Consider the following 24,534-nt stretch of genomic DNA (forward strand, 5'->3'; position numbering starts at 1 on the left):
CGTCTCGGCGGCCAACGCTGCGCCAGGGCGAGCGTTCGCCTCCAGGCCACGGCGCCAGCAGGCCACCGTTGGCCGCCGAGACGGCGGCGCTACCAGCGGCAACCCCCGATCATTGGTGGAACCGCGTATACCTCATAGAGCGGCGTTTAGAGCATATCCCTCAGAGGGAGATCGCTGCCAACAGCGAAGGTAGCAGGTAGGATAGGCGGTAAATGCGGTCCATTGACGATTTCAGCAAAGCCTGGTAAGCTGACAACCGGATGCTGCAAGGCTCGCATGCTGATGCGGTCAGAGGATGCAGCGTTGGAGAGAAGGCCGACACACCATGAACATCTTTCTTATTGCCCTCATCGAAGCGGCAGCCGTTGTTGCGATCATGCTCATCGGACGCTTTACCCTGGGCCGCCACATCCCGGCTGAGTGGCCCAGGATTGCCCGCTGGGCAGGCGTCACTTTTGTGGTCAATTATCTGCTCAGCTTACTCATCCTCTACTTCGCTCAGCCCGCCCTGACCGGACCATATGGCGGCTGGCAGTGGGTTCTCTGGCCGCTCTTCTTGACGAGCGTCTTTCACCTCTTCTCAGTGCTGCGCGTGATGGTGAACCGCGCCAACGAGCTAGGGCAACATGCCACGCTCGCTCGTGGAACCAGGGGCAGCCGCACTCGTATCATAGACATCACCCCGGATGGAAGCGCCAACGCTTCCGACTACAATCGAGGCAAGGTACGCGCGGGCATCGGGGGCATCGGGGTTGTGATCCTCATGCTGCTTATCGTCAACCCCATCTGGACCGTCTCAACGACCTGGCTTGACGGCAATGCCAAGGCGCTGGCACACATCCCCAAGGTGATCGCGGAGCCATCCACATCCAGTCTGCCGCCCACCAACACCGATCATATCGTCCTGGTCTCGCAGGATGTCGCTGCTTATAAGGGACAGCAAGTCCTCGGCCAGACTGGGCAGAACTTTGGGTCTACCTACCATATTGAAGAAGACCAGTATGCTCTGCAAGCCGTCGCTCAGCATCTCTACTGGATTGCCCCATTGGTCTATAACAACGTCTTCACCAATCTCTCCAACAATAACACGCCCGGCTACGTCGTGATTGATGCCGAAAGCCCGGACGCCCAACCGCAGCTTCGCACCGGCTCGCAGTATCAACTGCACTATATCCCCGGCGGTCTCTTCAATCAGGATTTGATGCGCCATGTCTACCTGAGTGGCTATACCTATGGCAACCTGCTCGACCCCACCCTGGAAGTTGATGATAGCTGGAAACCCTACTTCACCATCTCGCTGATGCAGCCCAGCCGGGGCTTCACTGGCGATCTGCTCGCCAAAGTCTTGTTGGTTGACCCGCAGACGGGCGACATCCAGAGCTATGACCCGCAAAACGTTCCCAGTTGGGTTGATCGAGTCATGCCCGCCAGCACCGTCAAGGATTATCTGACATGGTGGGGCAAATATGAAAATGCGCCCTGGTTCAATCCATCCGGCAGCGGCCAGCAAGCCCCATCGGGCGATCCCGAACTGGTGTATAACGACGTTGACCAGCCGGTCTGGCTAGTACCCATAACCTCCAATTCCGTCGCTGATAATTCCAGCACAGGAATTATTCTGTTCAGCACACATGGGAACGAGGCCCATTTCTATCCCCTGCGGGGTCTGGGTGTGGGGGATAGTGTCACCAATGCCTTCAAGAGCAACCCGCACAATATTCGCGGCTACACGGTCTCCAGCATACAGCTTTACCAGATTCACGGTGAGCCGACCTGGGTTGCCATCTTCGTGCAGCCAGCCAACATCGGCGCAACCTTTCAAGCGGTTGGTCTCTTAGATGCCAAAGACCTCAACGGGTCGGATGTACAGATGGAATCAAGCCGCGATGCCGCGCTGGCCGACTATACCCAATGGCTCGCCAGTCATGGGAATACCACTGGCGGCCCTTCTCAGAATGGCACACCCAAACAAGTGCAGGGCATTGTCAAACGCATCGCCCCCGTCACGCAGGGTACTACAACAGTGTATTATATCTGGATTGAAGGAGACAGCCATATTTTCACTGCTAACCTGAGCCTTTCGCCCAAGCTACCCCTCGTGCAGCCCGGCGACACAGTGACCGGAACCTATCTGGATACGGGCGAAACTGTCGAAGCCCTGAAAACCTTCGACGATACCTCCATTCAGCTTGGTGGCGCTGGTACGTAGCACAGAACGGCTCTACTGGTCGTCGAGATCTCACCGCCCTAGATAGTTGATGATCTCAGAGATAAGCTGAGGAAGCAGTCCAAACGAGTAGGACATCAGCACACGTTCGCCGCGCTGATGGACCGCCCGACCATAGGGGCCAAGATTCACAAACGGTAAGTCCAGAGCCTGAATGTCATGCAGCGGCAGGCCATACGCGCCTGCGCGACGCGGCTGATCTGCCCCCTGCCACAGTGGCATGTTAGCGGTCAGCCCTGAAAGGTCCACACCAGGCTCAAGCCGCAGATAACTCATATCGGAGAGGTAGGGATAAAACTCCTCCACCTGCAAGCGATCCCTGGCGTGCGCCGCTGCCACTGCCTCAACCGTATTCTGGAGCGGGCAGGCGCGCTTTGCCAGATGCGGATAATAGGGCGGCGCATAGAAGATCACTACTGCTGGGCCGACCAGCCCACTCATCTGCCAGAGGCGCCGCACCAGCGCCAGGCTGCGCTCGCGCGCATCACGTATCTGACCATCCGGCCCGCTCAATGAGCTTTCCCACTCATCAGCCAGCGCCGCTTGCACGCGCTGCGCGCCGTGTTTCTCCCTTGCCAGGGCAGAGAGTTCGGCATAGGTCAGCGCCGCGCTGCTGCGCCGAGGCCGCTCTGCTGCGGCCTTGCTCCAACGCCGTTCCGACTGGTGTATGCGCTCTAAAACACGCTCAAGCGCAGCCCTGGCACACAGGCGCAGCCGCTCCAGCAATTCTCCGGGCGTAGTAGAAAGGGTAAGTACATTGAGATAGAAATAGGCCATGAAGGGAAGCTGCACATCGTAATGAGTCTTCAGATCGGCTGCATGCAGCGACACTGGAGGCGGCGTGCGCTGCTCGCCAACCACATCGCAGAGCGCGTCGTTCATGCTCAGATCAGCAATCAATTCGGCAGCCAGCAGATTCGCGTCCAGCCCCTCGAACGGCTCGCCCACATGTGACTCTGCTCCCACCACCAGAAAGCTGGGCAGCAGCTTGCCAATAGTGCCAGTATAAGCATAGCGATGGGGGTCTCCCGGATAGCGCGCGGCGGTATAGTCGGTATTGATAGCGCCCAGGTATTCCAGGCCATACTTCGCGCGCAGATCAAGCAAAAACTGCACCCCTCGCAGCACACCCGCCGACTCGTTCTCCTCATCAGGCGTGGCAAGCAGCACTACCGAGAGCGGAAGCTGGCCCTGGAGCGCCTGCTCCGCCAGCCGCCGCATTACGGCAATATGGGCCGCCACGCCGCCCTTCATATCTGCGACGCCGCGCCCCAGCATCCAATCTCGCCCCGAAATAAGGTCAGCCAGATCAGCTTGCAGGCCAGGCGTCATCTCAGCCAGTTCATCTTGCATACCGGCCAGAGCCTCCGGGTCCAGCGCGAACGGCTCCAACCGGCCATAGTCGGCTGTGCCGACGGTATCTAGATGGCCCAGCAAGACCACTGTACGTGGGCTGTGGCCGCGCACAAAAGCATAGGCGTTCTGGCGGTGATAGGGATCATCCTCAAGGAGATCAAGCCCAATCGCTGTATAGGCGTCTTCTAGCCCGCCCTCTTTCAGCAGTTTCAACACCGCTTCGGCAACGCGCGTCTCTTCGGCGCTGGGGCTGACGCTCCTGATACGCACCAGCGCAATGGTGTATCGTTTTACCGCCTCATACCAGCGGTCCTGCTCGCTCATAGGGGACTGCATCGTCATCTTTGCCTTCTTCTACATCATTTATTGGGGCGCGGCGCTCGCCTTGCTCTGTTGAGCGTTGGCGATGCGTATCCCCTGGCGAGCATACCATATAGAAAGACGCAAGCGAAGCTATAGCTCCAGAGAACACCAGCGGCAGCGATGCCTTTTGTTTCAGACGCTGCTTCTGTGGTACTATCCCGCATACTATAGCTCTAGAAACATCTTGGAAGGCAGGCCACCCTTTGACAAGCCAGGAAGACTTGAAACAGGAAACACCCGCAGCCACCAGCGCCACTGAAGAAGCGCTTCCCATCGCGGAACTGGCGCACACGCTCAGCGCAGAGTTAAGCCTGGGCAGCGGCCCCATTACCCGCACCATCGCACTGCTGGATGAAGGCAATACCATCCCGTTTATCGCCCGCTATCGCAAAGAAATGACGGGCAGCCTCGATGAAGTGCAGATTCAGGCGATTGCTGACCGGGCAGCCGCGCTGCGAGCACTACACGCGCGCAAGGGCGATGTGCACAGGCTGATCGACGCGCAGGGCAAACTCACCCCGGAACTGGCCGCCGCCATTCAAGCCGCGACTACTCTGCAAGAAGTTGAAGACCTTTATTTGCCCTATCGCCCCAAGCGCAAAACACGCGCCAGCGTCGCCCACGAAAAGGGGCTGGCTCCGCTGGCCGTCCTCATCTTGCAGCAGCCCGAAACGGGCGGTGATTTCAGCGCGCTGCTTGAAGAATACGCGCAGCCCTTTCTGGACCCTGAAAAAGGGGTCAATACAAGTCAGGAAGCCTTTGCAGGCGCGCGCGATATTGTCGCGGAAGCCCTTGCTGAAGACGCCAACGTGCGCGGCAGCGTGCGCGCCAGCTTTTACAAATCTTCCACCCTCAGCGCCAGAGTAGCCGATCCTGAAAAAATGGCCGAAAAAGACCCGAACGGTGTCTACCAACTCTACTATGAGTTCAACGAAAGCCTGACCAAACTCGTTCCCCATCGCATCCTGGCCCTCAACCGTGCCGAACGCGAAGACGTAGTGCGGGTGGATGTCGAGTTGCCCTATGAGCAGGCGCAGCCCGACATTCTCCAGCACTATCCTGTCAGGCCAGCCTCGCCTTTTGCCGATCATCTCTCCGAGGCAATGGAAGATGGCTATAAGCGCCTGCTGGCTCCAGCTATGGAGCGCGAGGTGCGGGTCGAGCTTACCAGGCAAGCCGAAGAACACGCCATCAATATCTTTGCCGCCAATCTGCGCAACCTGCTCTTGCAGCCGCCGCTGCGCGGGCGCAATGTGCTGGGCATTGACCCGGGCTATCGCACCGGCTGCAAGCTGACTGTCGTTGATGAAACCGGCAAATACCTTGAATCCGACACCATGTACCTGCATCAGCCAGACAAAGCGCAGCAGACCTTGCGCCGACTCCTGACGCAGCGCCAGATCAGCGTCATTGCCATTGGCAACGGTACCGCCTCACGCGAGACCGAGCAGATGGTGGCGGCGCTTATCCGCGACCTGGAACAAGAAACGGGCAAGCGGGGCAAAATTGGCTATGTAATCGTGAACGAAGCGGGCGCCTCGGTCTACTCTGCCTCAGAAGCGGCCCGCCAGGAGTTCCCCACCCTTGATGCGACGCAGCGCGGCACCATCTCCATTGCCCGGCGCTTGCAAGACCCGCTGGCCGAACTGGTGAAGATCGATCCCAAAGCTGTCGGCGTGGGCCTCTATCAACACGACGTTGATCAGAAGGAACTGGCGGCGATGCTGGACCGCGTAGTCGTCTCGTGCGTCAACTTCGCGGGTGTCGAGGTCAATTCAGCCTCCGCCACGCTGCTGAAACACGTTTCGGGCATCAACACGCGCACCGCCAACGCGCTGGTGAAATACCGCGAGGAGCATGGACCGTTCCGTTCACGCGGCGATCTACATAACGTACCGAGCCTTGGCCCCGCGACCTTTGTTCAGGCCGCAGGCTTTCTGAAAATTGCCAGTGGAGTTGAGCCGCTTGATAATACCTTTATCCATCCAGAGAGCTACGCGGCAGCCCGCGCTCTGCTGGAAATGCTGCCGACCCAGGCGAATGAAGCCGCCAGCAAACCGGCTGAGCGCATTGCCCAATTCCGCCAGTTCATCAAACTGCAAAGCAGCCTTGGGCGCAGCAGCGACAGCCAATCGAGCGGGGCTGAGGGTGGTGGTGAAGAGGGGGTGTGGGCCGATATTGCCAAAAAGATAGGAATTGGCCTGCCTACTCTCAATGACATTCTGGAGAACCTGGAAAAGCCGGGGCTTGACCCACGCGACGCGCTGCCAGCGCCCATTCTACGCCATGATGTGCTGAAGATGGAAGACCTCCAGCCCGGCATGATCTTGCAGGGGACAGTGCGCAACGTAGTGGACTTTGGCGCGTTCGTTGATATTGGCGTCAAACAGGATGGACTGGTCCATATCTCAGAACTCTCAGATCGTTTCGTCAGAGATCCGCTGACAGTGGTTGCCGTTGGGCAGGTGGTCCAGGTGCGCGTCCTCAGAGTCGACACCCAGCGGGGGCGCGTACAGTTGAGCATGAAAGGTATACAAAAATGATCGTCGCGCCAGGCGCTGCCTGGCGCGACCCACTCACACACTTTCCGGTTTTGGGAGACCTGCAAAGAATAGAAAGATAGGCAGGTGAGAACGCTTGAAGCCAGGCCAGCACAGGCGTCAAGCCACTTGACTTTCACCTCCATTGTGCTATAATTAGTACATAGGTTCTAATCTTTGCGGTATTCATTTCACCACCTATTCGGGTATAACCCGGAAAGTGTAGGCCCTCAATGCTTCAATTTACACAGACGGTGGAACTGCTCTCCGAACAAAACGCCACCTCGAAGGATGCGCTGCTCGCCGGTATCACCAACCAGCAGATCGCTGAAGTGCTTTTCAACATCGCCACTTTGCTGGAGATGCAGCAGGGAAACCCGTATCGCATCGCCGCCTATCGCAACGCCGCGCGCAGCATGATGGCGCTGCCGGTGTCCGTCGCTGACATCGTTCGCCATACTGGGAAGCTAGAACTCCCCTGGCTGGGCAGGCGCCTGCGCCGCAAGATCACCGAACTCGTCACCACGGGACGCATGATCTTCTACAACGATCTCTGTGAGGAGACGCTGCCGGAGGACATCCGCAGCTTGATGGCTGTGCCGCGTGTCGGCCCGCATACCGCGCTGCGCCTCAGCGGCCAGCTTGGCATTCACAGCATCGCCGAACTCTACGAAGCCGCGCATACCCATAAGCTCCGCGAACATTATGGCTTTGGCCCGCGCAGCGAGCAACGCCTGGAAGCGGACGCGCAGATCGTGCTTAACGCCAAAGCGCGCGAACAGGCAGAAGCCGCGCCCACTGAGCCACATAACCCGCAGGGAGCAGGTCAGGCAGCCTGACCTGCTCCCTGCGGCTCTATTCCACTCCAAAATCGCTACAAGCCGATACGGAGAGACTCTGAGACACAGTCCCACCTGCAAGACTGGAGGGCATGCTTGTCCGACGACAAGGTATCCAATCTGCCATCACCTGAATCAGATCAGGATGATGAAGCGCTTGAAGATGATCTCTTTGCCGCGCTCGACGAGATTCAGGACGAGAGCGAAACCCAGGCCCAGCCAGCCAGCGACGAACCAGCCACAGCAGCCGCGCCGCTTCCTTCATCTGAGGAGCGGGCGCCCTATGCCTTGCCTGTCGCCCCGCAGCTTGCGCTTCAGCCGCGCACCTATCAGCAGAGCGCCGTTGATGCCTGGCTCCGCGCCGATGGTCGCGGGGTTGTTGTGCTGCCGACAGGCGCGGGCAAAACCATCGTCGCCTACGATGCCATTGCGCGCCTCGGCGTGCGCACGCTGATCGTCGTCCCAACCATCGAACTACTGCGCCAGTGGCGGGCCGGGATGATCGCGCATCTGCATCTGCCCAAGAAGAGCGTTGGCGCAGTTGGCGGTGGCGAGCATAGCAGCGGCCCCGTCACCGTGATCACCTACGATTCAGCGGCCATGAAGCGTCGTCGGCTCGACGGCTACGGCCTCCTTGTCTTCGATGAAGTCCATCATCTCCCGGCGCAAAGCTATCGAACCATCGTGGCAAAGACGGGAGCGCCCTGGCGGCTGGGCCTCAGCGCAACTCTGGGGCGCGCTGACGGACGCCACGAAGACCTCTCGACTCTGATTGGCCCGGTCGTTTACGAGCGCGACGCCGAAGAACTCTCGGCTCAGAAGCACATTGCCGCCTACAAAGAGCGGCGCATCTACGTAGACCTTGCGCCGGAGGAAGAACTGCGCTACGAGACGCTCATGGCCGAGTGGCGCTGGTATCTGGCGACCCGCCGCTCGCAGCTTGGCAACGGCCCCGACATGTTCAACGCGCTCATCCGTCGCAGCGCCTTCGATCCCGAAGCGCGGCGCGCCTTGCGCGCCCATCACGAGGCGCGGCTGGTTGCCTTGAACGCCAACGCCAAGCTTGCTGCGATTGAGGGTTTGCTGCGCAAACACGCGCGCGACAAAGCTATCGTCTTCTCCGAGTACGTCGGCATGGTTGACCGCATCAGCCGCCAGATGCTCATCCCCGCCATCACCTATCGGACGCCATCCGCCGAACGCCACGCGATCCTTGAAGGCTTCCGCGCCGGAACGATTACCAAACTGGTGACTGGCCGCGTCCTGAACGAAGGCGTGGACGTTCCCGACGCCAACGTCGCCATTGTCGCCAGCGGAAGCGCCTCGATGCGCGAATATGTCCAGCGGTTGGGGCGCGTCCTGCGTCCCAAGGCAACAGAGGCGCAGCTTTACGAAATTATTTCGCGCCGCACCACCGAGCGCAACGCCGCCCGCAAACGACGCCCGCCGCGCAAGGCGCAGAACGACGCGCCGCGCCCAATCTAGAAAAGGAAGCACGCGATGCTCAAGCTCACCGATCTACGCAAGACGACCCGCCGCTCAAATGCGGGGAATGGGCGCACGCTCTATCCGCATTTTCTGCGTGACCGCAGCCTTGCGCCGCGCATTGACATGGCGATCCAGTATCTGGAGTCAATGCTTGAACGGCCCCGGCGCGAGCTTGACCAGGAGATCATCATGCAGCTTTTCGGCGATCACAAGCTCGCCCGCTGTATCGTCGCCTGCCTTGCTGCAACATACCGGCATCGCTGCCGCGCGTTCTCCGAAGTCCTCCCTGGCGATAGCGTTCAGGCGCTCAGCGCGCTGCATATCACCAACCCCAGCGAACTGCGTCTCTGGCTCTTCCGCCATGTCAATGAGGAGTTACCCGGCTTCGTCGGCGGTGTGGAGCGCCTCCCCTTTCTCAATCAGGCTGGCGCCATGCTTGGCCTTGACAGCAACCAGATCGACACGCTTATCACTCTCGATAGCCCTGAGCAGGCCATCCTCGCTCGTACCGGGCCAAAGCCAACTGCCGCCGATATTATTACCCGTTTCAACTATAGTGTTGTCGCCGCCATCCTTGCCAACGCGCCCAGCATCAGCATCTCGCTCTCCAGAGCGCCCTCGCATGCTGAAACCACTCGTGAACTCTGCGCCCTGGCCGACATCCAGGCAGAACTCGCGGGGAGCACGCTCGTACTACGTGGTCGGCAAGATGCCCTCGAAGGCTGGACACGACACGGCGCGAGGCTGGTGCGCCTGCTGTCGGCCCTCCTCGCCTGCGGGCTTCCCGCGCAGTCCGGCGAAGCCACTATTGCCGCGCCGGGTGGTGGACAATGGCATGTGCGCCTGAATACTGAAATCTTCGCCTATCTCGGCATGCGCGAGGCAGAGACTGGCGCGGAAGCAGACTTCAATACAGCAGATTTGCTGGAGTGCTGGCGCGCCCAGGAGGCTTTCGCTTCAGAGTATGCCTCCATTCGCCGCGCTGGCGAAGAGAAGGGTTGGACGCTCCGGCGGGCAGCCGAGCCGCTCATCCTCGATGGGGCGGTGCTGCCCACGCTCTTTGCCGCAACACGAGGGCGGCAGCGCGTATTTCTCGTTCTCGCGCCCACAACAGATACCGGCGCGGCGCGCCTGACGGCTTTTGCCACACGCACGCCCCTGGTTACGATCCGGGTGGCGGCAGGCGATTCGCGTGGGCAAGCGTCGGCGTCAGAAGCTGGCGCTCTGCCTGAGCTGACCTACAGCGGACGAGGAGACGTGGCCCAGCTTCCTACGCTTCTCGCTCAGGTGGTGGCGGAGACCGAAAAAAGCGCCAGGGAGCAGCAGCTTGAGACAACCTGTGAGGAGGCATACAACGCGGGCGTCTTTACCGAGCAGCAGCTTGCCGAGAGCCTTACCTGCGCTGTCGAAGAGCTTCCTGGGCTGTTTGCCAGGCCCGAAGCACGCGCCCTCGCTAAAGACTACCATCTCCAGTATATCGAGGGCTTCGGCCTTTGCAGCGCCCAGGTACTGATGCGCGCTCGCGCCGTCGCGCGCGATGTCGCCAGCCTGCGTGATCTCACGGAGAGCGCCATCCAGAGAATGCGCGTTCTTGGTCGGCGGCTGCGCGAAATCACAGGCGCGAGCGAGGGCATCGAGTGCCTCATCGCCTATCTTGGCGCCGCCTGAAAAAGATGCGCGCCGCGTTGGAACGCGCCGCGCATCTTGAGACTGTCTGCCGCCGGAAGCGCCATTTCCGGCGGCGGGCAGGTCAGACCGCTTCTTCTACGGGAGTTCGGACGGTAAACTGGCTGTTGTACAGGTCGGCATAGAAGCCTTGCTTCGCCAGCAGTTCTTCGTGCGTCCCCTTCTCGATGATCGCGCCATGATTCATGACCAGAATCAGATCGGCGTCCCGAATGGTGGAGAGTCGGTGAGCAATCACAAAGCTCGTTCTCTCCTTCATCAGTTCAGCCATCGCTTTCTGAATCTGTCCCTCGGTTCTGGTATCAACGCTGCTGGTCGCCTCATCCAGAATCAGAATCTCCGGGTTCGCCAGGAACGCGCGGGCAATGGTCAACAGCTGCTTTTGCCCCTGTGAGATATTGGTCGCCTCTTCGTTCAGGGCCGTGTTATAGCCTTCCGGCAACGTCCTGATAAAGTGGTCGGCGTTTGCCGCCCTGGCAGCCCGGATAATCTCTTCTTCCGCAGCGTCTTGACGACCATAGGCGATATTGTCGCGGATAGTTCCGCTAAAGAGCCAGGTATCCTGAAGGACCATACCGAACGTGCGGCGCAGTTCCCCACGCTTGATCTGCGTAATGTCCACACCATCCACCAGAATCCTGCCATCGTTCACTTCATAGAAGCGCATCAGCAGATTGACCAGGGTTGTCTTACCCGCGCCGGTCGGGCCGACAACAGCGATCATCTGGCCTGGCTGGACATCAATATTCATATCCTCCATCAGAAGCGCATCTTCTTTATAACCAAACCTGACATGCTCGAACTGGACCGCTCCCTGCGGAGCCGCGATGACCTGCGCATCAACTGCTTCGGGTATCTCTTCCTGCTCATCGAGCAGCTCAAAGATGCGCTCAGCCGAAGCCATTGTTGATTGAATCACGTTGGCGAAATTGGCGAGCTGGGTAATCGGCATAGTAAACTGCTGGGCATACTGAATAAACGCCTGCACGTCGCCCAGCGCAATCCTGCCGTTCGTCACCATGATGCCGCCAACCACCGCCACAAAGACATAGCCCATGTTGCCAATGGCCCGCATGAGCGGCATAATCATGCCAGAAACGAACTGCGCCCGCCAGCCCGCCTGATAGAGCTTGTCGTTTAACTCCGTAAACTCAGCGATGGATTGCGTCTCGCGCCCAAAGGCTTTGACGATCTTGTGGCCCGTATACATCTCCTCGACATGGCCGTTGAGATGCCCCAACTCCCGCTGCTGATTGCGAAAATACTTTTGTGAACGCTTCGCAAGTCCCAGCGTGATCAGCATGCTCAGTGGCAGCGTCAGCACGACTATCAGGCTCAGGAGCGGGCTGATGGTGAGCATCATTACAACCACGCCAATGACGGTAACGCCAGAGGTAATTAACTGCGTGATGCTTTGCTGCAACGTGGAGCTAATATTATCCATGTCATTGACGGCGCGGCTCAGGATTTCTCCATGCGTGCGCGAGTCAAAATACTTCAGCGGCAGCCGCGAAAGCTTCTCATCCACATCCCGGCGCAAGCGATACACCGTTCTTTGCGCGACACCGGCCATCACATACTGCTGAATGTACATGAAGATGGAACTGATGATGTACAGCCCAAGCAAAATCAGCAGGACCGTCGCAATATACGTGAAATCGATCCCAGGAGCGGGCTGATGCCTGAGAAACGCCTGATACTTCGCCAGCAGCCCCTCGAACAGCCTGGTCGTCGCTAACCCCAGGATTTTTGGCCCAACAATGTTGAACACCGTGCCGAGAATGGCTGTCACAAGCACGACCATCAAGAGATATTTCTGTGGCGCGAAATAGCCAAGCAATCTCCTGGCGGTCCCCTTAAAATCCCTGGCTTTTTGTACCGGCATGCCCATCGCGCCCCATCCGCCTCGACCCATCGGACCGCCCTGTACGCCGCCAGGTCGTTGTCTGCGCTCTTCACTCATGCGATTTTCTCCGCTATCTCTGCCACTGAAAGCTGAGAAGAGACGATCTCGTGATAGACCTCACAGGTCTCCATCAGTTCCCGATGCGTCCCGATACCAGCAACGCGCCCGTCATCCAGGACGATGATTTGATCTGCGTCCATGACCGTGCTGACCCTTTGAGCCACGATAAGCACCGTCGCATCAAGCGTTTCTTTCTTGAGCGCAGATCGCAGCTTCGCATCAGTTTTAAAATCCAGCGCCGAGAAACTATCGTCAAACACGTAAATCTCTGGCTTGCGCACCAGCGCGCGGGCAATCGAAAGACGCTGTTTCTGCCCGCCCGACACGTTTGTCCCACCCTGAGCGATCACCGCTTGAAAGCCGTCTTTCATTTCAGAGATGAATTCAGTGGCCTGGGCGACCTCAGCCGCGTACTGTATCTCTTCGTCTGAAGCATCCTCTTTGCCATAGCGGATGTTCTCGGCAACCGTTCCAGAGAACAGCACCGCTTTTTGCGGCACAAAACCGATCTTCGCGCGCAAATGCTCCTGCGCCATTTCGCGCACATCCACCTCGTCAACCAGGATAGCGCCGCTGTCCACATCGTAAAAGCGAGGGATCAGGCTGACCAGCGTTGATTTGCCCGCGCCGGTCCCGCCAATGATCGCCGTGACTTCACCGGGTTTGGCGCGGAAGGAAATGTTGGAGAGCGCAGGTTCTTCCGCTCCGGGATAGCTGAAGGTCACATCCGCAAACTCCACATAGCCCCGCTGCTCACCAGTCTGCTTTACCTCTGCCGCATCCTTGATTTCAGGCGTCATCGCCAGCACCTCGTTAATTCGATCTGCGGAGGCAGCAGAGCGCGGAAGCAGGATGAACAGCATCGAAACCATCAACAGCGCAAAAAGAATCTGCATGGCATATTGCAGGAAGGCGATCAGCGCACCAACCTGCATATCCCCGTTGTCAACGCGAATGCTGCCAAACCAGAGAATCGCAATGCTGGAAATATTCAACAGCAGCATCATGATCGGCATCAACGATGCGATCATCCTGTTGACCCTGATAGCGATGTTGGTCAGATCGAGGTTGGCCTCGTCAAAGCGCTGCTCCTCGTGCTTCACGCGGTCAAATGCCCGGACGACGCGCACGCCGGTCAGCCCCTCGTCCAGAATGAGATTGAGTTTATCAAGCTTCACCTGCATCGCGCGGAAAAGGGGAATGGCTTTGGTCATGAGCAAAACAATCACACCGACCAATATCGGAATGACCACGACTAGTATCCAGGAGAGCGCGACATCCTGTCTGAGCGCCAGAATAATGCCGCCGATCATCATCATGGGAGCAGTCACCATGAAACCCAGGGTGATGACGAGTACCTGCTGAATCTGCGTCGTATCATTGGTCGTTCGCGTAATCAGTGAAGCTGTGCTCAGCGTATCAAACTCGTGCAGCGAAAATTGCTCCACCTGAGTGAAAATCTTGCCGCGAATAATTTTGCCAAAGCCGGTAGCAATCCTGGCGGCATAGAAGCTGCCGATGATAGCAGCGATGACGCCTCCAATCGTCACCAGCACCATCAAGCCACCGACACCCCAGATATACCCCGTATCGCCTTTCACGATCCCATTATCCACAATATCTGCCATCAGAGTTGGCAGATAGAGGTTTGCCATGGATTGAGCAAAGGCTAGTACCAGAACAAGAGCAAGCGCCAGGCGATACGGCTTCATAAACCGCAGCAATGTGATCATGCCTCTTCATCTCCTGTCCAATGTGTGGTCTGGCTTGGCTTCGCTCCCCTTAGAAGAAGCAAAGCATCATGAAAAAAGGCCAGCAAGGTGGCCGCACTGTTCCTCACGCAGATCAAGAATCAGACCATCGAGCGGAAGCCCCCCTCGAAGCGCCGACCCTTCCCCGGCCTCTCTCGAAATCAATCTCTACGTTTATAATAAGATATAACAAGATATATCGTATTTTAAGCGGAAAGTCAAGAGCGAACGCCTGCATATGGAACAACTCGTTCTCCCTTGCGGAGAAGTAACAGCGGGATGCTGATCTGTGTATTCACGTTCGTCTGAAAAAGGGGTACAAATTATTTAGTTCTTAATTTATTAGGCAAGTTAAGTATAATGAAGGATGAGTTCGTTGTCAACTGGTAGCTCGCAATGCGCAAAAACCTCTCCTGAAACGTCGAGCGGCTTGGGGAGCTGCGACGTCCTTCATGTTTTGCTTTATTGGCAAGCAGAGCAGGAGTGTTCTACTGTTTAGCGCGCTGGCTTGACCCAAACTCCGCGTTCGTGCATGAGGTCAATCTGCTTCTGAATCACCTTTTCACGGTACTCAGCGTGTTTCATGGGTTCGCGGTTGAGGTAGAGGTTTTTGGGGTAAATCGGCTGCTCGTACAGCATCTGATAGAGTTCGGTGCGCACGTCTTTGAGCCAGTTGTCCCATTGGGCGCGGGCGCGGTGATCACGCAAGGCTTCAATATCGATCACACCGGCAACATAGGTTGAGCCTGCTCCATACTCCTGCCGCCCCACAATCTGCCCCTTATAATTGATGACAAAGGAGCGGCCACCAAAGGTATCAATGGCGGTATCATCTTCCGGGAGCAGATAATAGGTTCCCATGTTGGGTGCTACAAGGTACATGTTATTATCCAGCGCACGGGCGCGGCTCTGAATCTCAAAGATGTCGTTGCCGGTTGCCGGATGCGGATAAGAGGCGCGGTAGACGACTTCTGCACCGTTCAGCGCGAGAGCGCGGGCGTTTTCAGGGTAAGAGCCTTCATTCGCCATCATAATGCCCATCCGCCCTATCTCCGTATCAACCACCGGCCAGAAGGCATCGAGCGTTCTGCCGTATCTCTCAATCCACCAATCGTATATATCGTGCGGGCAGACGGAATGCTCGACGGGAAAGAGTGGAGAGACCTTGTAGTGCTGCAAGATCACTTCTCCTTCGGGGTTAAGGATGAAGCCAACGTTGAAGTAGCGATCCTTGATTTCCGGGTGGCGCGCTTTGGCCTGCGCCATAATAAACGCATTGTACGTGCGGGCGATCTTCCCCAGAGCTTCAGTCTCCTCGCCGGGAATATCAATCGCGCACTCTCTGGCAAACTGCACATGGTCGAGGTCAAGCACTTCATCGTTGAAGCCTTGCAACGCCCCTTCGGGAAAGGCAATCAACCTGACGGGCAAATCCAGGCTTGAAAGCCAGGAGGCGGCTTTCACGAGATGAGAGAGGTGTTCGAGGTTGCGCTTAATATCAGCGCGGGTGCGAATGCCTCGCACAGTGGGAATGAGTCCGACGGCAGTGTAGGGCTTCACCATATGCTGCTCCTTTGCTGTGTCTGAAAACGGTCCCTTGCGCATCATCACGAGGGGTTGCTGGTTGGCAAGGCAGGGTAGCTGCCCCAGCATAGCCGCAGAGGAGCCAATTGTCAAATCGGGCCACAGGATGCGGCCTCTATTCCCTTGTCGCAATGCTCTCTTGCAGTGCTCTCTTGATAGGAGGGACTAGACTTTGCTACCTTCTTCATGTAGTATTCATTTCTGCAATAGAGAAGCTTCCTACTTTTGAGGAGGGGTGAAGATGGCTCCATCTAGAAAATTCCCCTGGTTGGTCTTGTGCGTGGTCGTTCTTCTGGGGGTGATCGTATCTTTGGGCGTTATTCGGGTGGTCAATCAACTCAGCGCCACGACCTCCAATTCCCAGACCAATGCGGCAACCCCTTCACCAACGCAGGCACTGCCCTCACCCACTCCCACTCCCACACCGATTCTGCCTGTCCTGCGCGTCAGCGGCACACAGATCGTGAACGCGACCGGGCAGGCAGTGACGCTCATCGGCGCGTCGCACCCAGGGCTGGAGTATTTGTGTTCTGGAGACGGTCACTTCCGACTTGCTGATTTTCAAGCGATGCGCTCCTGGGGGATGAATACTGTTCGGATTCCACTCTCATCGGAGTTTTGGGCAAATCGCCACAACGCCTGCCCCAATTATCATCTGACCGTCACCAGCGCCGTAGTCAATGCTGAAGCGGCGGGCATGTATGTCATTCTGGACTTACAGTGGAACGCCCCGCTTGATCTGGCTGGCGATCCCTCTTTTGGGGGAGGGCAATATCCCATGCCAGATAGCGGCAAAGACCTCACGTTCTGGCAAGACCTGGCAACGATCTATCGTTCAGACCCTAATGTGATCTTCGACCTGTTTGGCGAGCCACACGACATCTCCTGGAGCATCTGGTATAAAGGCGGGACTATCCAGACAAGTGCGTTCCGAGGCAATCAGTTTGGGAATGGGCAGGGCACCTACCAGGCCATCGGGATGCGCGATCTGGCTGCTAAAGTGCGCGCGATTGCGCCGGAGAATCTCATTATCATCAGTGGCCTGGGCTGGGGCTATGATCTATCCCTGGTTAACAAGGGGTATCAGATTCAGGTTCCTAACATCCTGTACTCAACCCATCCGTTTGATCACAGCAACCAGGAGCCTGGTAGCTGGTCGGGAGCGTTCGGCAAACTCTCCCAGCAGGCGCCAGTCATCGCTGCCGAGTTTGGCGGCTATGATTGCCAGACTGACTATGTCTCGACCGCTATCCGCTATTTCCAAGCACATCATATGTCCTGGATTGCCTGGGGTTGGAATATTGCTCCTTGCAGCAGCCCAAGCCTGATAACCGACTGGTCCGGCACACCGAACGTCCCCTATGGCTCGTATATCCGCCAGCAAATGCGGGCCTTTTCTCAGGGAAGCGTCTAGCACTGCCCATATGTTCCTGGTCTGCCTTCTTTGCCGTTATAATTTGGCCGGCGCCACGTTACCTTACAGTAGAGTGTCTGTATCTGAGGATGGAAAGGCCGTGGGGGTAACTACACATGGGGTTCGATCATTTATCACATCAGTCGGTTTCGCTTCATTACCACGACTGCGCTGTCCAGATACTCAGTAAGTTTCTGCCATGCTGCTCTGCCTCTCGCTCCTTTCAGTTATTGTCTGACGCTATCGGTAGCATCAGCATCCGACCCGCAGCATCTTAGTGTATCCATGAGGTTACTCTCCTTGAAGCAGCCAACCGCTCGTAACTCTACCAGAAACCCTGCTGCCCGGAAGGCTCAGGCTGACTCTGGCAAGAGCCGATCTCGGCTTAAGATGAATGGAATCCCCATCCAGAACGGCGCCTTGACACCGGGAACAGAGCAAGAGATCCAAAAACAGGTTGACCGCTATACAGCATGGCTGGCTGAAGCAGCCGACCACCAGAACGCCAAACGAGAAGAAGCGGCGGAATATTATGAGCGCGCTACCAAAGCTGTTCGCCTCAGAGGCCGACAGGTTCGCCCATTTGCGCCATTTGACTTCGACCGCTCGGCGATAAAAACCGTGACGCCAAATCAGGCGCTCATCCTGATGGTATTGGCATCCTTGTGGGGAGTAGTCTTCTTCTTCTATGGGATTCCCACGCTGGTCGTAAGCATTGGCTTTGTAACCATCATCTATCTGGGAGATTTGCTCCTGAATTTTTTCCTGGCGGCACGCATCCTCACCCGCTCACCAGAAGATCACATTGATAATGCCGTCGTGCGGGCAATCCGCAATGACCTGTGGCCGCGCTATACCGTCCTCTGCCCACTCTATCACGAGGCGGTCATTGTTTCCCAATTTGTTCGCGCTATGAGCCTTTTGGATTACCCCGTTGATAAACTCCAGGTTCTTTTTCTCACGGAAGAAGATGACCAGGAGACACAAGACGCTATCCTCGCAATGGACTTGCCTCCACATTTTGAGATGGTGACAGTGCCTCCCGGAGCGCCGCGCACCAAACCACGCGCCTGCAACTTTGGCTTATTGAAAGCGACCGGCGATTATATCGTTATCTACGATGCCGAGGATATTCCAGATCCATTACAACTCAAGAAAGCTGTCCTGGCATTTGCCAACCATCCACCAGAGGTGGCCTGTGTCCAGGCAAAACTAAACTATTATAACCCGGACCAGAACCTTCTGACCCGCTGGTTCACCGCTGAATATTCGCTCTGGTTTGACCTGATGCTTCCGGCCTTACAAAACGCGCGAGCGCCTATTCCCCTGGGGGGAACCTCAAACCATTTCCGCGCCGCTGTGCTGCGGCAGGTGGGCGCGTGGGATCCTTTCAACGTGACCGAGGATTGCGATCTGGGGCTGCGCCTGGCACACTATCGTTTGCAAACAGCTATACTCGACTCCACTACCTATGAAGAAGCCAATTCGCGCCTGAAAAACTGGCTGCGGCAGCGTTCGCGGTGGATCAAGGGCTACATGCAGACCTATTTCGTCCACACGCGCCATCCCCTTCATTATCTACGTGAAGGACGCCTGCGCGATTTACTCTGGCTGCAATTTACCGTCGGCGCCAAGGTTGCCATGCTGTTCATCAACCCGTTGATGTGGCTGCTGCTGGCGCTCTATATCGTCTTCCAAAGCACTATCGCGCCGGTCTATCATATCCTCTATCCAAGGCCAGTACTCTATCTGAGCGCCGCTTGCCTCATCTTTGGCAATTTTTTCTTTCTGTACACCCATCTCATTGGATGTCTCAGGCGCAAACAGTATAGCCTGATGAAATGGGCGCTGCTGGTCCCGTTTTACTGGGCCCTGATGAGCGCCGCGGCCAGTATTGCTTTCGTCCAGCTTATCTTCAAGCCGCATTATTGGGAGAAAACGCAACACGGATTCCACCTGCTGGCCCTCGCACGAAGGCGCACCAATGAGAGGACGGCGGCAGCGTCACGCAAAGTCAGGGGGAATTCCCAAAAGCAGACGCTCAAAGAGAAACGCCTGGGGGATTTGCCTATTTCTCCCATCATCGATACCCTCTCAACCTGGCGGATGCCTGCTATCCAAAAAGCTTTCCCAGCGTTGGAGTTGCCCGAACTCGCGGAAATGCCGACGACAAAGCTTTCCGCTGCGGTGGATATGCCAACCACCAGGCTTTCTGCGGTGGCGGACCTGCCAACAACTAAGTTCGCAGCCATCCCAAGAGCAATGGAGCATGCTCAGGCGCGTCGTAGGCAGTGGCGTGTACGGCTCCCCTGGACCAAGGACCGCTGGCTGGGCGCGACTATCCTGGCCGCCGTTATCATGAGCATTGCCGCCTTGTGGTATAGTTACAGCCATCAGTTTATTCTGCTCTATGGAGATGCTTACGGACATCTACGCATTGCGCGTTCCGTTTTTGATAGTCTCACACCAGGGATCGCAGAGTTCGGTGGAGTCTGGCTGCCGCTGCCTCATATTATTATGCTCCCCCTTGTCTGGAATGATTTGCTCTGGCGCTCTGGGTTAGCTGGAACGCTCCCATCTATGCTCTGCTATCTCATTGCCGCCACTTATGTATTTCTCTCTGCACGGCGGCTGACTCACAATAGCCCGGCGAGTTTTGTAGGCACATTGGCCTTTATTCTCAATCCAAATGTGCTCTACCTCCAGACCACACCCCTCACAGAACCAGTGCTGATGGCTACCATGACAGCAGCTTGCTATTACTTTTTGGCCTGGGCGCAAGAAGATCGCCCTGAGCACCTGATCTGGGCAGCGGCGGTGATGTGCCTGGCAACGCTGGCCCGCTATGATGGGTGGGCCTTGTTTCTTGTGTGCTTAGTGTTGATTGTACCCATCGGCTGGCTCAAGCGCCAGCGCCGAGCGCAAATTGGGGCCAATCTGCTGCTCTTTGGCATTCTGGGCGGCCTCGGCATCGCCCTTTGGGTTTTGTGGTGTGCGATCATCTTCAAAGATCCGCTCTACTTTCAGCGTGGCCCATTCTCCGCTGAGGCCCAGCAAGTTATCCTTGCCAATAAAGACGCTCTATCCACCTATCATAATATATGGGAATCCTTGCGCTACTACAGCATGGCATCAATAGAAACTCTTGGGCCAATTCTCTTCGCGTTAGCCCTCGTGGCGCTAGCTGTTTTTATTCTGCAACGCTGGCGCTCCCCTGAATTATTGGCTGCGTTGGCCTTTGTAACGCCCTTTGTATTTTATGTGATTGTGCTTTATATCGGCCAGGTGGCGATATATGTACCTGGCGCTGCCCCCGCTGGGGCAAAAGGAGACCTATTCAATGCACGTTTTGGTTCAGAGATTGTTGCTCCAGCGGCGCTCTTCCTCGCAACGCTCACAAGTCGGTTGCCGCTAGTCAGACTTACTTTACTCCTGGCAATTTTGCTCCAGACAAGCCTGACGTTTCAGGGAGGCGTGATCACGGTACAGGATGGTCAATATGGCGTATCGTGTGGAACGTGGCATCATATTAACCTGTACCTCGTAGAACACTATAACGGCGGCAGAGTTCTGGAAGATATTCGGAACGTTGAGGATTTTGCAGACGCAGGGATCGATGTGAAGGATGTCATCTACCAGGATTCCGGCCTATTCTGGCAGCAGGCACTGAAGAATCCTGCATCGATGGTGGACTGGGTAATTATCCAGCCGGGCGATGCAGTATCTGCTGTAATTAACCCCAATAGTCTAGAATTTCTAGAACAATTTATCCTAGTAGATCAGGATAAAGGCGTTCTCCTCTTTCACCGGAAGGGTCTCCCACTTTTGCCTGCTCGATCTGTACCATCGAACTTGCTCACAAAATATACCCTTTGCGCCACGGACAACCCTGTATATAGCCCGGATGCCCCGGCTATTCTGGCAAGTGACACAGGGTATAACCACCTGGCTGATGTGTGGGTAAGAAGAATTGGTTTATGACATACGGGAGGTATATCTGGCCTTTGCAACCTGAGCTAAGGAGGGAAGAGGAATCTGTATGAAATCTCGCTTAGTGAACTGGCGCTCGGTGTGGATTCTGTCCGTCATGGCGGTGGTTTTAATCGTAGCAACAGTCGTCGTAAGCATCGATCAGATAAATAAAGCCCCGCAGCCCCCTGCCACAGAGGACTGGACAACCTACTTACATGATCCTCAACGCACCTCTGCCAGCAGCGAGACGATCCTCTCGACTTCAAACGCTTCGCACCTGACAAAACGCTGGACATTTAAGACAGGCGGTGTTGTAGAAGGCGCTCCCGCAGTGGTCAATGGTATTGTCTACGTTGGCTCGTGGGATGGCTATGAATATGCGCTAGATGCGAAGACCGGCGCGCTGAAGTGGAAGACCTTCCTTGGTGTCGCTAAGACGCCAGCCTGCTTCCCGCCAGAGGCGGGCGTCTCTTCAGGGGCGGCGGTACAGGATGGCGTAGTATACCTGGGCGGCGGTGATGACTATTGGTACGCGCTCAATGCCGCAACGGGAGACGTCCTCTGGAAAGTCTTTACCGGTGACAGCAGCGCGGCTGGTGGACACTACAATTGGTCCAGCCCTCTGCTCTATAAGGGCTACGCTTATATCGGCATAGCAAGCATGGGCGATTGCCCATTGGTCCAGGGCCAACTGCTCAAGGTGAGCTTGAGCAGCCACGAGATTGTAAAGACGCTCAACATCGTGCCAGATGGGCAGGTTGGCGGCGGTATCTGGACCTCTCCCAGCATCGATCCCGCAACCAATACCATCTTCGTATCAACCGGTACAGCCAACATCATCACGCAGGAGTGGGCGCAGGCACTTCTGGCTATCGATGCCTCGACCCTCACCGTCAAATCCTTGTGGACGCTGCCGAATGCGGAGGCCGTCATTGATTCCGATTTTGGCACCTCACCGACACTTTTCGACGACGCGGCAGGCAGGCCGCTGGTGGTATCAGTCAATAAGAACGGTTATGCCTACGCCTTCAATCGGAACGACCTTGGCGCTGGCCCTGTCTGGCAGCAACAAATCGCTGTCGGGGGGCAAAATCCCACCGCTGGAGATGCCAGTGTTTCTTCGAGTGCCTTCGGCGGTGGCAGGCTCTACATGGCAGGAGGAAACTCGCTGGTTAAGGGCGGTGGCCGCCAGGGGGCTATCCGAGCGATGGACCCGGCTACAGGCAAGGTCTTGTGGGAGGATGGCGAAGACGGGGTAGTCGTCGGGGCGCTGGCGTATGATAACGGCCTGGTCATCGCGGGCGCAGGAGATACGATGGTGGTTCTTGATGCTGCTACCGGAGCGCGTCTGTACAGTTATCAGCTTGATGGCGGCATCTACGTAGCGCCCACAGTCGCGCAGGGGCAGATTTACACTGGGAGTCTCGTCGGTACCGTCTATGCGCTCGGCCTGCCCAGCAGCGACCAGACGTTCCCCAAGGATACCCACTGTCCGAACGGATGGGCCTGCCAGGATGTCGGCAGCCCTGCTCCAGCTGGCTCAGAGACGTTGGACAACACGACCTGGAGCATCAGCGCGGGGGGAGCGGGCCTGGAAGGCGCCGCCGACGGATTTCGCCTGCTGACAAAGCAGATGAGCGGCGATATGCAAATCAAAGCGCAGGTGGCTTTTCAGACTAGCGCGCCTGCGTCTGCCCAGGCAGGGCTGCTGGTGCGCCAGACAGCGGATGCTGGCTCCCCGTATTATGGAGTCTTTGTGACGCCTGACAAAAAAGTTGTGGCGCAGTACCGCACGGCCTTTGGCGGAGAGACAAAAACCGTACATACAGCGATTCAGGGAACGCTGCCACTCTACCTGGAGATCGTGCGAATCGGCGATACGTTTCAAGCGGCCACCTCAACGGATGGGGCAACCTATATCCTGCTTCCAGGAACTACGCAGAATGTGACGCTGCCCACCCAGGCTCTTGCCGGATTGGCGCTAAGTTCGCATACGACTGGCACGCCGGTAACGGCCACTTACCAGAACGTGGCAGTGGGGCCGCCTGCTGCTATGCCGGTCCCCATGCCCCCACCTACGCCGTGTCCGGCACACTGGAGGTGCAGCGATATTGGGAATCCAACTCTGGTGGGCGATCAATCGCTGCTGGCCGACCAGTGGACGGTGCAGGGGTCGGGCGAGGATATTGGAGATGCTTCGGACCAATTTCATTATGTCTGGCAGTCGCTGGCTGCCAATGGGGCGGTGAGCGCCAGCGTGCTCTCACAGAACAACACAGACCCTTCGGCGAAAGCCGGGCTGATGATGCGGCAAAGCGCCAGCGCAGATTCCGCGTTCTATGGGGTCTTTGTAACCCCTGGCAAAGACGTTCTGGTATTGTACCGCACGATACGAGGGCTGAGGGCTATACCGATAGAAACCAACATCAACAGTGCCCTGCCAGCCTTTTTGCGAGTGGCACGTTCGGGCGATACCTTCACCACCTATACCTCCACCGATGGAGTGACCTGGATCCCAATTATCGGGACAAGCGTAAAACTCAACCTGAAAGGCCCGCTCCTGGCCGGACTGGCCGTAACAGCCCACAACACATCCAAGGCCAGTTCGGCCACCTTCAGCGCCGTCACGCTGAACACTTCAGCGCCACCTCCGCCGAACGGCTGCCCCAAGAACTGGAACTGTAAGGATATTGGGTTTCCCGCATTAGGCAGCCAGATTTTCATGGATGGGATCTGGACGATACAAGGACCAGGGGGCGACATCTGGGACGTGGCAGATCAGTTCCGCTATATCTGGCAGCCGCTGCCGGGGAATGGGGATATAAGCGCGCGTGTGTTATCCCAGATGAATACAGATCCCACAGCCAAAGCAGGGTTGATGATCCGACAGAACACCGACCCGCAGTCAGCATACTATGCTGTATTCGTGACTCCGGCTCACGGCATTGTCGTCCAGTATCGCCCAACCAAAGGAGCCACAACCGCATCGCCCGTCACCATTAGTGGCAAAGCACCAGCCTACCTGCGAGTAGTGCGCTCAGGCAAAACCTACACCGCTTATACCTCCACCAATGGAGTGACCTGGAAGCTGATTGACGGCTCAAGCGTCACCCTGAACATGACGGGTTCCCTCCTGGTCGGAATGGCGGTCACGGCGCACAACGGAGAAGATCTCTGCACAGTAACCTTTAGTGACGTCAAGATCGTCTAAGTGGTCCATCCGGCAAGTCTATGAGATTACCGGGACCAAGGCTACGCCCGGTTGCCGGTGGGGTCGATGCCGCCTTCGACGCCCCCAGTAGAAGGGATGGCGATGTTGGTTCCAGTAGGCCGTCGCCGCTTCTACGG

13 protein-coding genes are annotated in these 24,534 nt (G+C 57.1%); 9 read left to right on the forward strand and 4 right to left on the reverse strand.

Annotation, left to right across the window (positions count from 1 at the left end; translation table 11 throughout):
- Together VH599_19150 and VH599_19155 are read left to right on the forward strand one after the other, a co-directional pair.
- The coding region (locus tag VH599_19150) for a hypothetical protein (GenBank protein ID HEY7350438.1) at nt 1–200 on the forward strand (200 nt) is incomplete at its 5' end.
- Nucleotides 201–325: 125 nt separating this feature from the next.
- Nucleotides 326–2,209, forward strand: a complete 1,884-nt coding sequence (locus VH599_19155) for a hypothetical protein (GenBank protein ID HEY7350439.1) — start codon at nt 326–328, stop codon at nt 2,207–2,209.
- 30 nt (nt 2,210–2,239) lie between these two features.
- Here VH599_19155 and VH599_19160 read toward each other — a convergent pair whose 3' ends face one another.
- On the reverse strand, nt 2,240–3,925 hold the full coding sequence (locus VH599_19160) for a M20/M25/M40 family metallo-hydrolase (GenBank protein HEY7350440.1): 1,686 nt from the start codon (nt 3,923–3,925) through the stop codon (nt 2,240–2,242).
- A gap of 224 nt (nt 3,926–4,149) precedes the next feature.
- On the opposite strand from VH599_19160, the gene VH599_19165 reads away from it, so the two are divergent.
- The 4 genes from VH599_19165 to VH599_19180 all read left to right on the forward strand — a co-directional run bounded on the left by VH599_19165 (nt 4,150) and on the right by VH599_19180 (nt 10,481).
- A complete protein-coding gene (locus VH599_19165; protein HEY7350441.1) occupies nt 4,150–6,489 on the forward strand; it encodes a Tex family protein in 2,340 nt (779 codons plus the stop codon).
- Between the two features lie 230 nt (nt 6,490–6,719).
- Nucleotides 6,720–7,325 carry a helix-hairpin-helix domain-containing protein gene (locus tag VH599_19170; protein HEY7350442.1) on the forward strand — a complete coding sequence of 202 codons (606 nt, stop codon included), beginning with the start codon at nt 6,720–6,722 and terminating at the stop codon, nt 7,323–7,325.
- 96 nt (nt 7,326–7,421) lie between these two features.
- Nucleotides 7,422–8,810, forward strand: coding sequence for a DEAD/DEAH box helicase family protein (locus VH599_19175; GenBank protein HEY7350443.1), 1,389 nt, complete (start codon nt 7,422–7,424; stop codon nt 8,808–8,810).
- Between the two features lie 15 nt (nt 8,811–8,825).
- Nucleotides 8,826–10,481: a DUF790 family protein gene (locus VH599_19180; protein HEY7350444.1), complete on the forward strand. Its 1,656-nt coding sequence runs from the start codon at nt 8,826–8,828 to the stop codon at nt 10,479–10,481.
- Nucleotides 10,482–10,563: 82 nt separating this feature from the next.
- Here the strand turns inward: VH599_19180 and VH599_19185 are convergent, their stop codons facing one another.
- From VH599_19185 to VH599_19195, 3 genes are all read right to left on the reverse strand, one after another.
- On the reverse strand, nt 10,564–12,462 hold the full coding sequence (locus tag VH599_19185; protein HEY7350445.1) for an ABC transporter ATP-binding protein: 1,899 nt from the start codon (nt 12,460–12,462) through the stop codon (nt 10,564–10,566).
- Complete coding sequence (locus tag VH599_19190) at nt 12,459–14,198, reverse strand: ABC transporter ATP-binding protein (protein ID HEY7350446.1); 1,740 nt, start codon at nt 14,196–14,198, stop codon at nt 12,459–12,461. The genes VH599_19185 and VH599_19190 overlap by 4 nt, the downstream gene beginning before the upstream one ends.
- 513 nt (nt 14,199–14,711) lie before the next feature.
- A complete protein-coding gene (locus VH599_19195; GenBank protein ID HEY7350447.1) occupies nt 14,712–15,779 on the reverse strand; it encodes a nitrilase-related carbon-nitrogen hydrolase in 1,068 nt (355 codons plus the stop codon).
- 262 nt (nt 15,780–16,041) lie between these two features.
- Between VH599_19195 and VH599_19200 the strand changes: the two genes are divergently transcribed.
- The 3 genes from VH599_19200 to VH599_19210 all read left to right on the forward strand — a co-directional run bounded on the left by VH599_19200 (nt 16,042) and on the right by VH599_19210 (nt 24,397).
- Complete coding sequence (locus VH599_19200) at nt 16,042–17,214, forward strand: cellulase family glycosylhydrolase (protein HEY7350448.1); 1,173 nt, start codon at nt 16,042–16,044, stop codon at nt 17,212–17,214.
- 390 nt (nt 17,215–17,604) lie between these two features.
- Nucleotides 17,605–21,195 carry a glycosyltransferase gene (locus VH599_19205; GenBank protein HEY7350449.1) on the forward strand — a complete coding sequence of 1,197 codons (3,591 nt, stop codon included), beginning with the start codon at nt 17,605–17,607 and terminating at the stop codon, nt 21,193–21,195.
- Between the two features lie 58 nt (nt 21,196–21,253).
- The gene (locus VH599_19210) at nt 21,254–24,397 is read left to right on the forward strand and encodes a PQQ-binding-like beta-propeller repeat protein (GenBank protein HEY7350450.1); all 3,144 of its coding nucleotides are present in this window, start codon (nt 21,254–21,256) and stop codon (nt 24,395–24,397) included.
- Nucleotides 24,398–24,534 lie beyond the last annotated feature (137 nt).

The organism is Ktedonobacterales bacterium, from assembly GCA_036557285.1.
Classification (GTDB): Bacteria; Chloroflexota; Ktedonobacteria; order Ktedonobacterales; family DATBGS01; genus DATBHW01.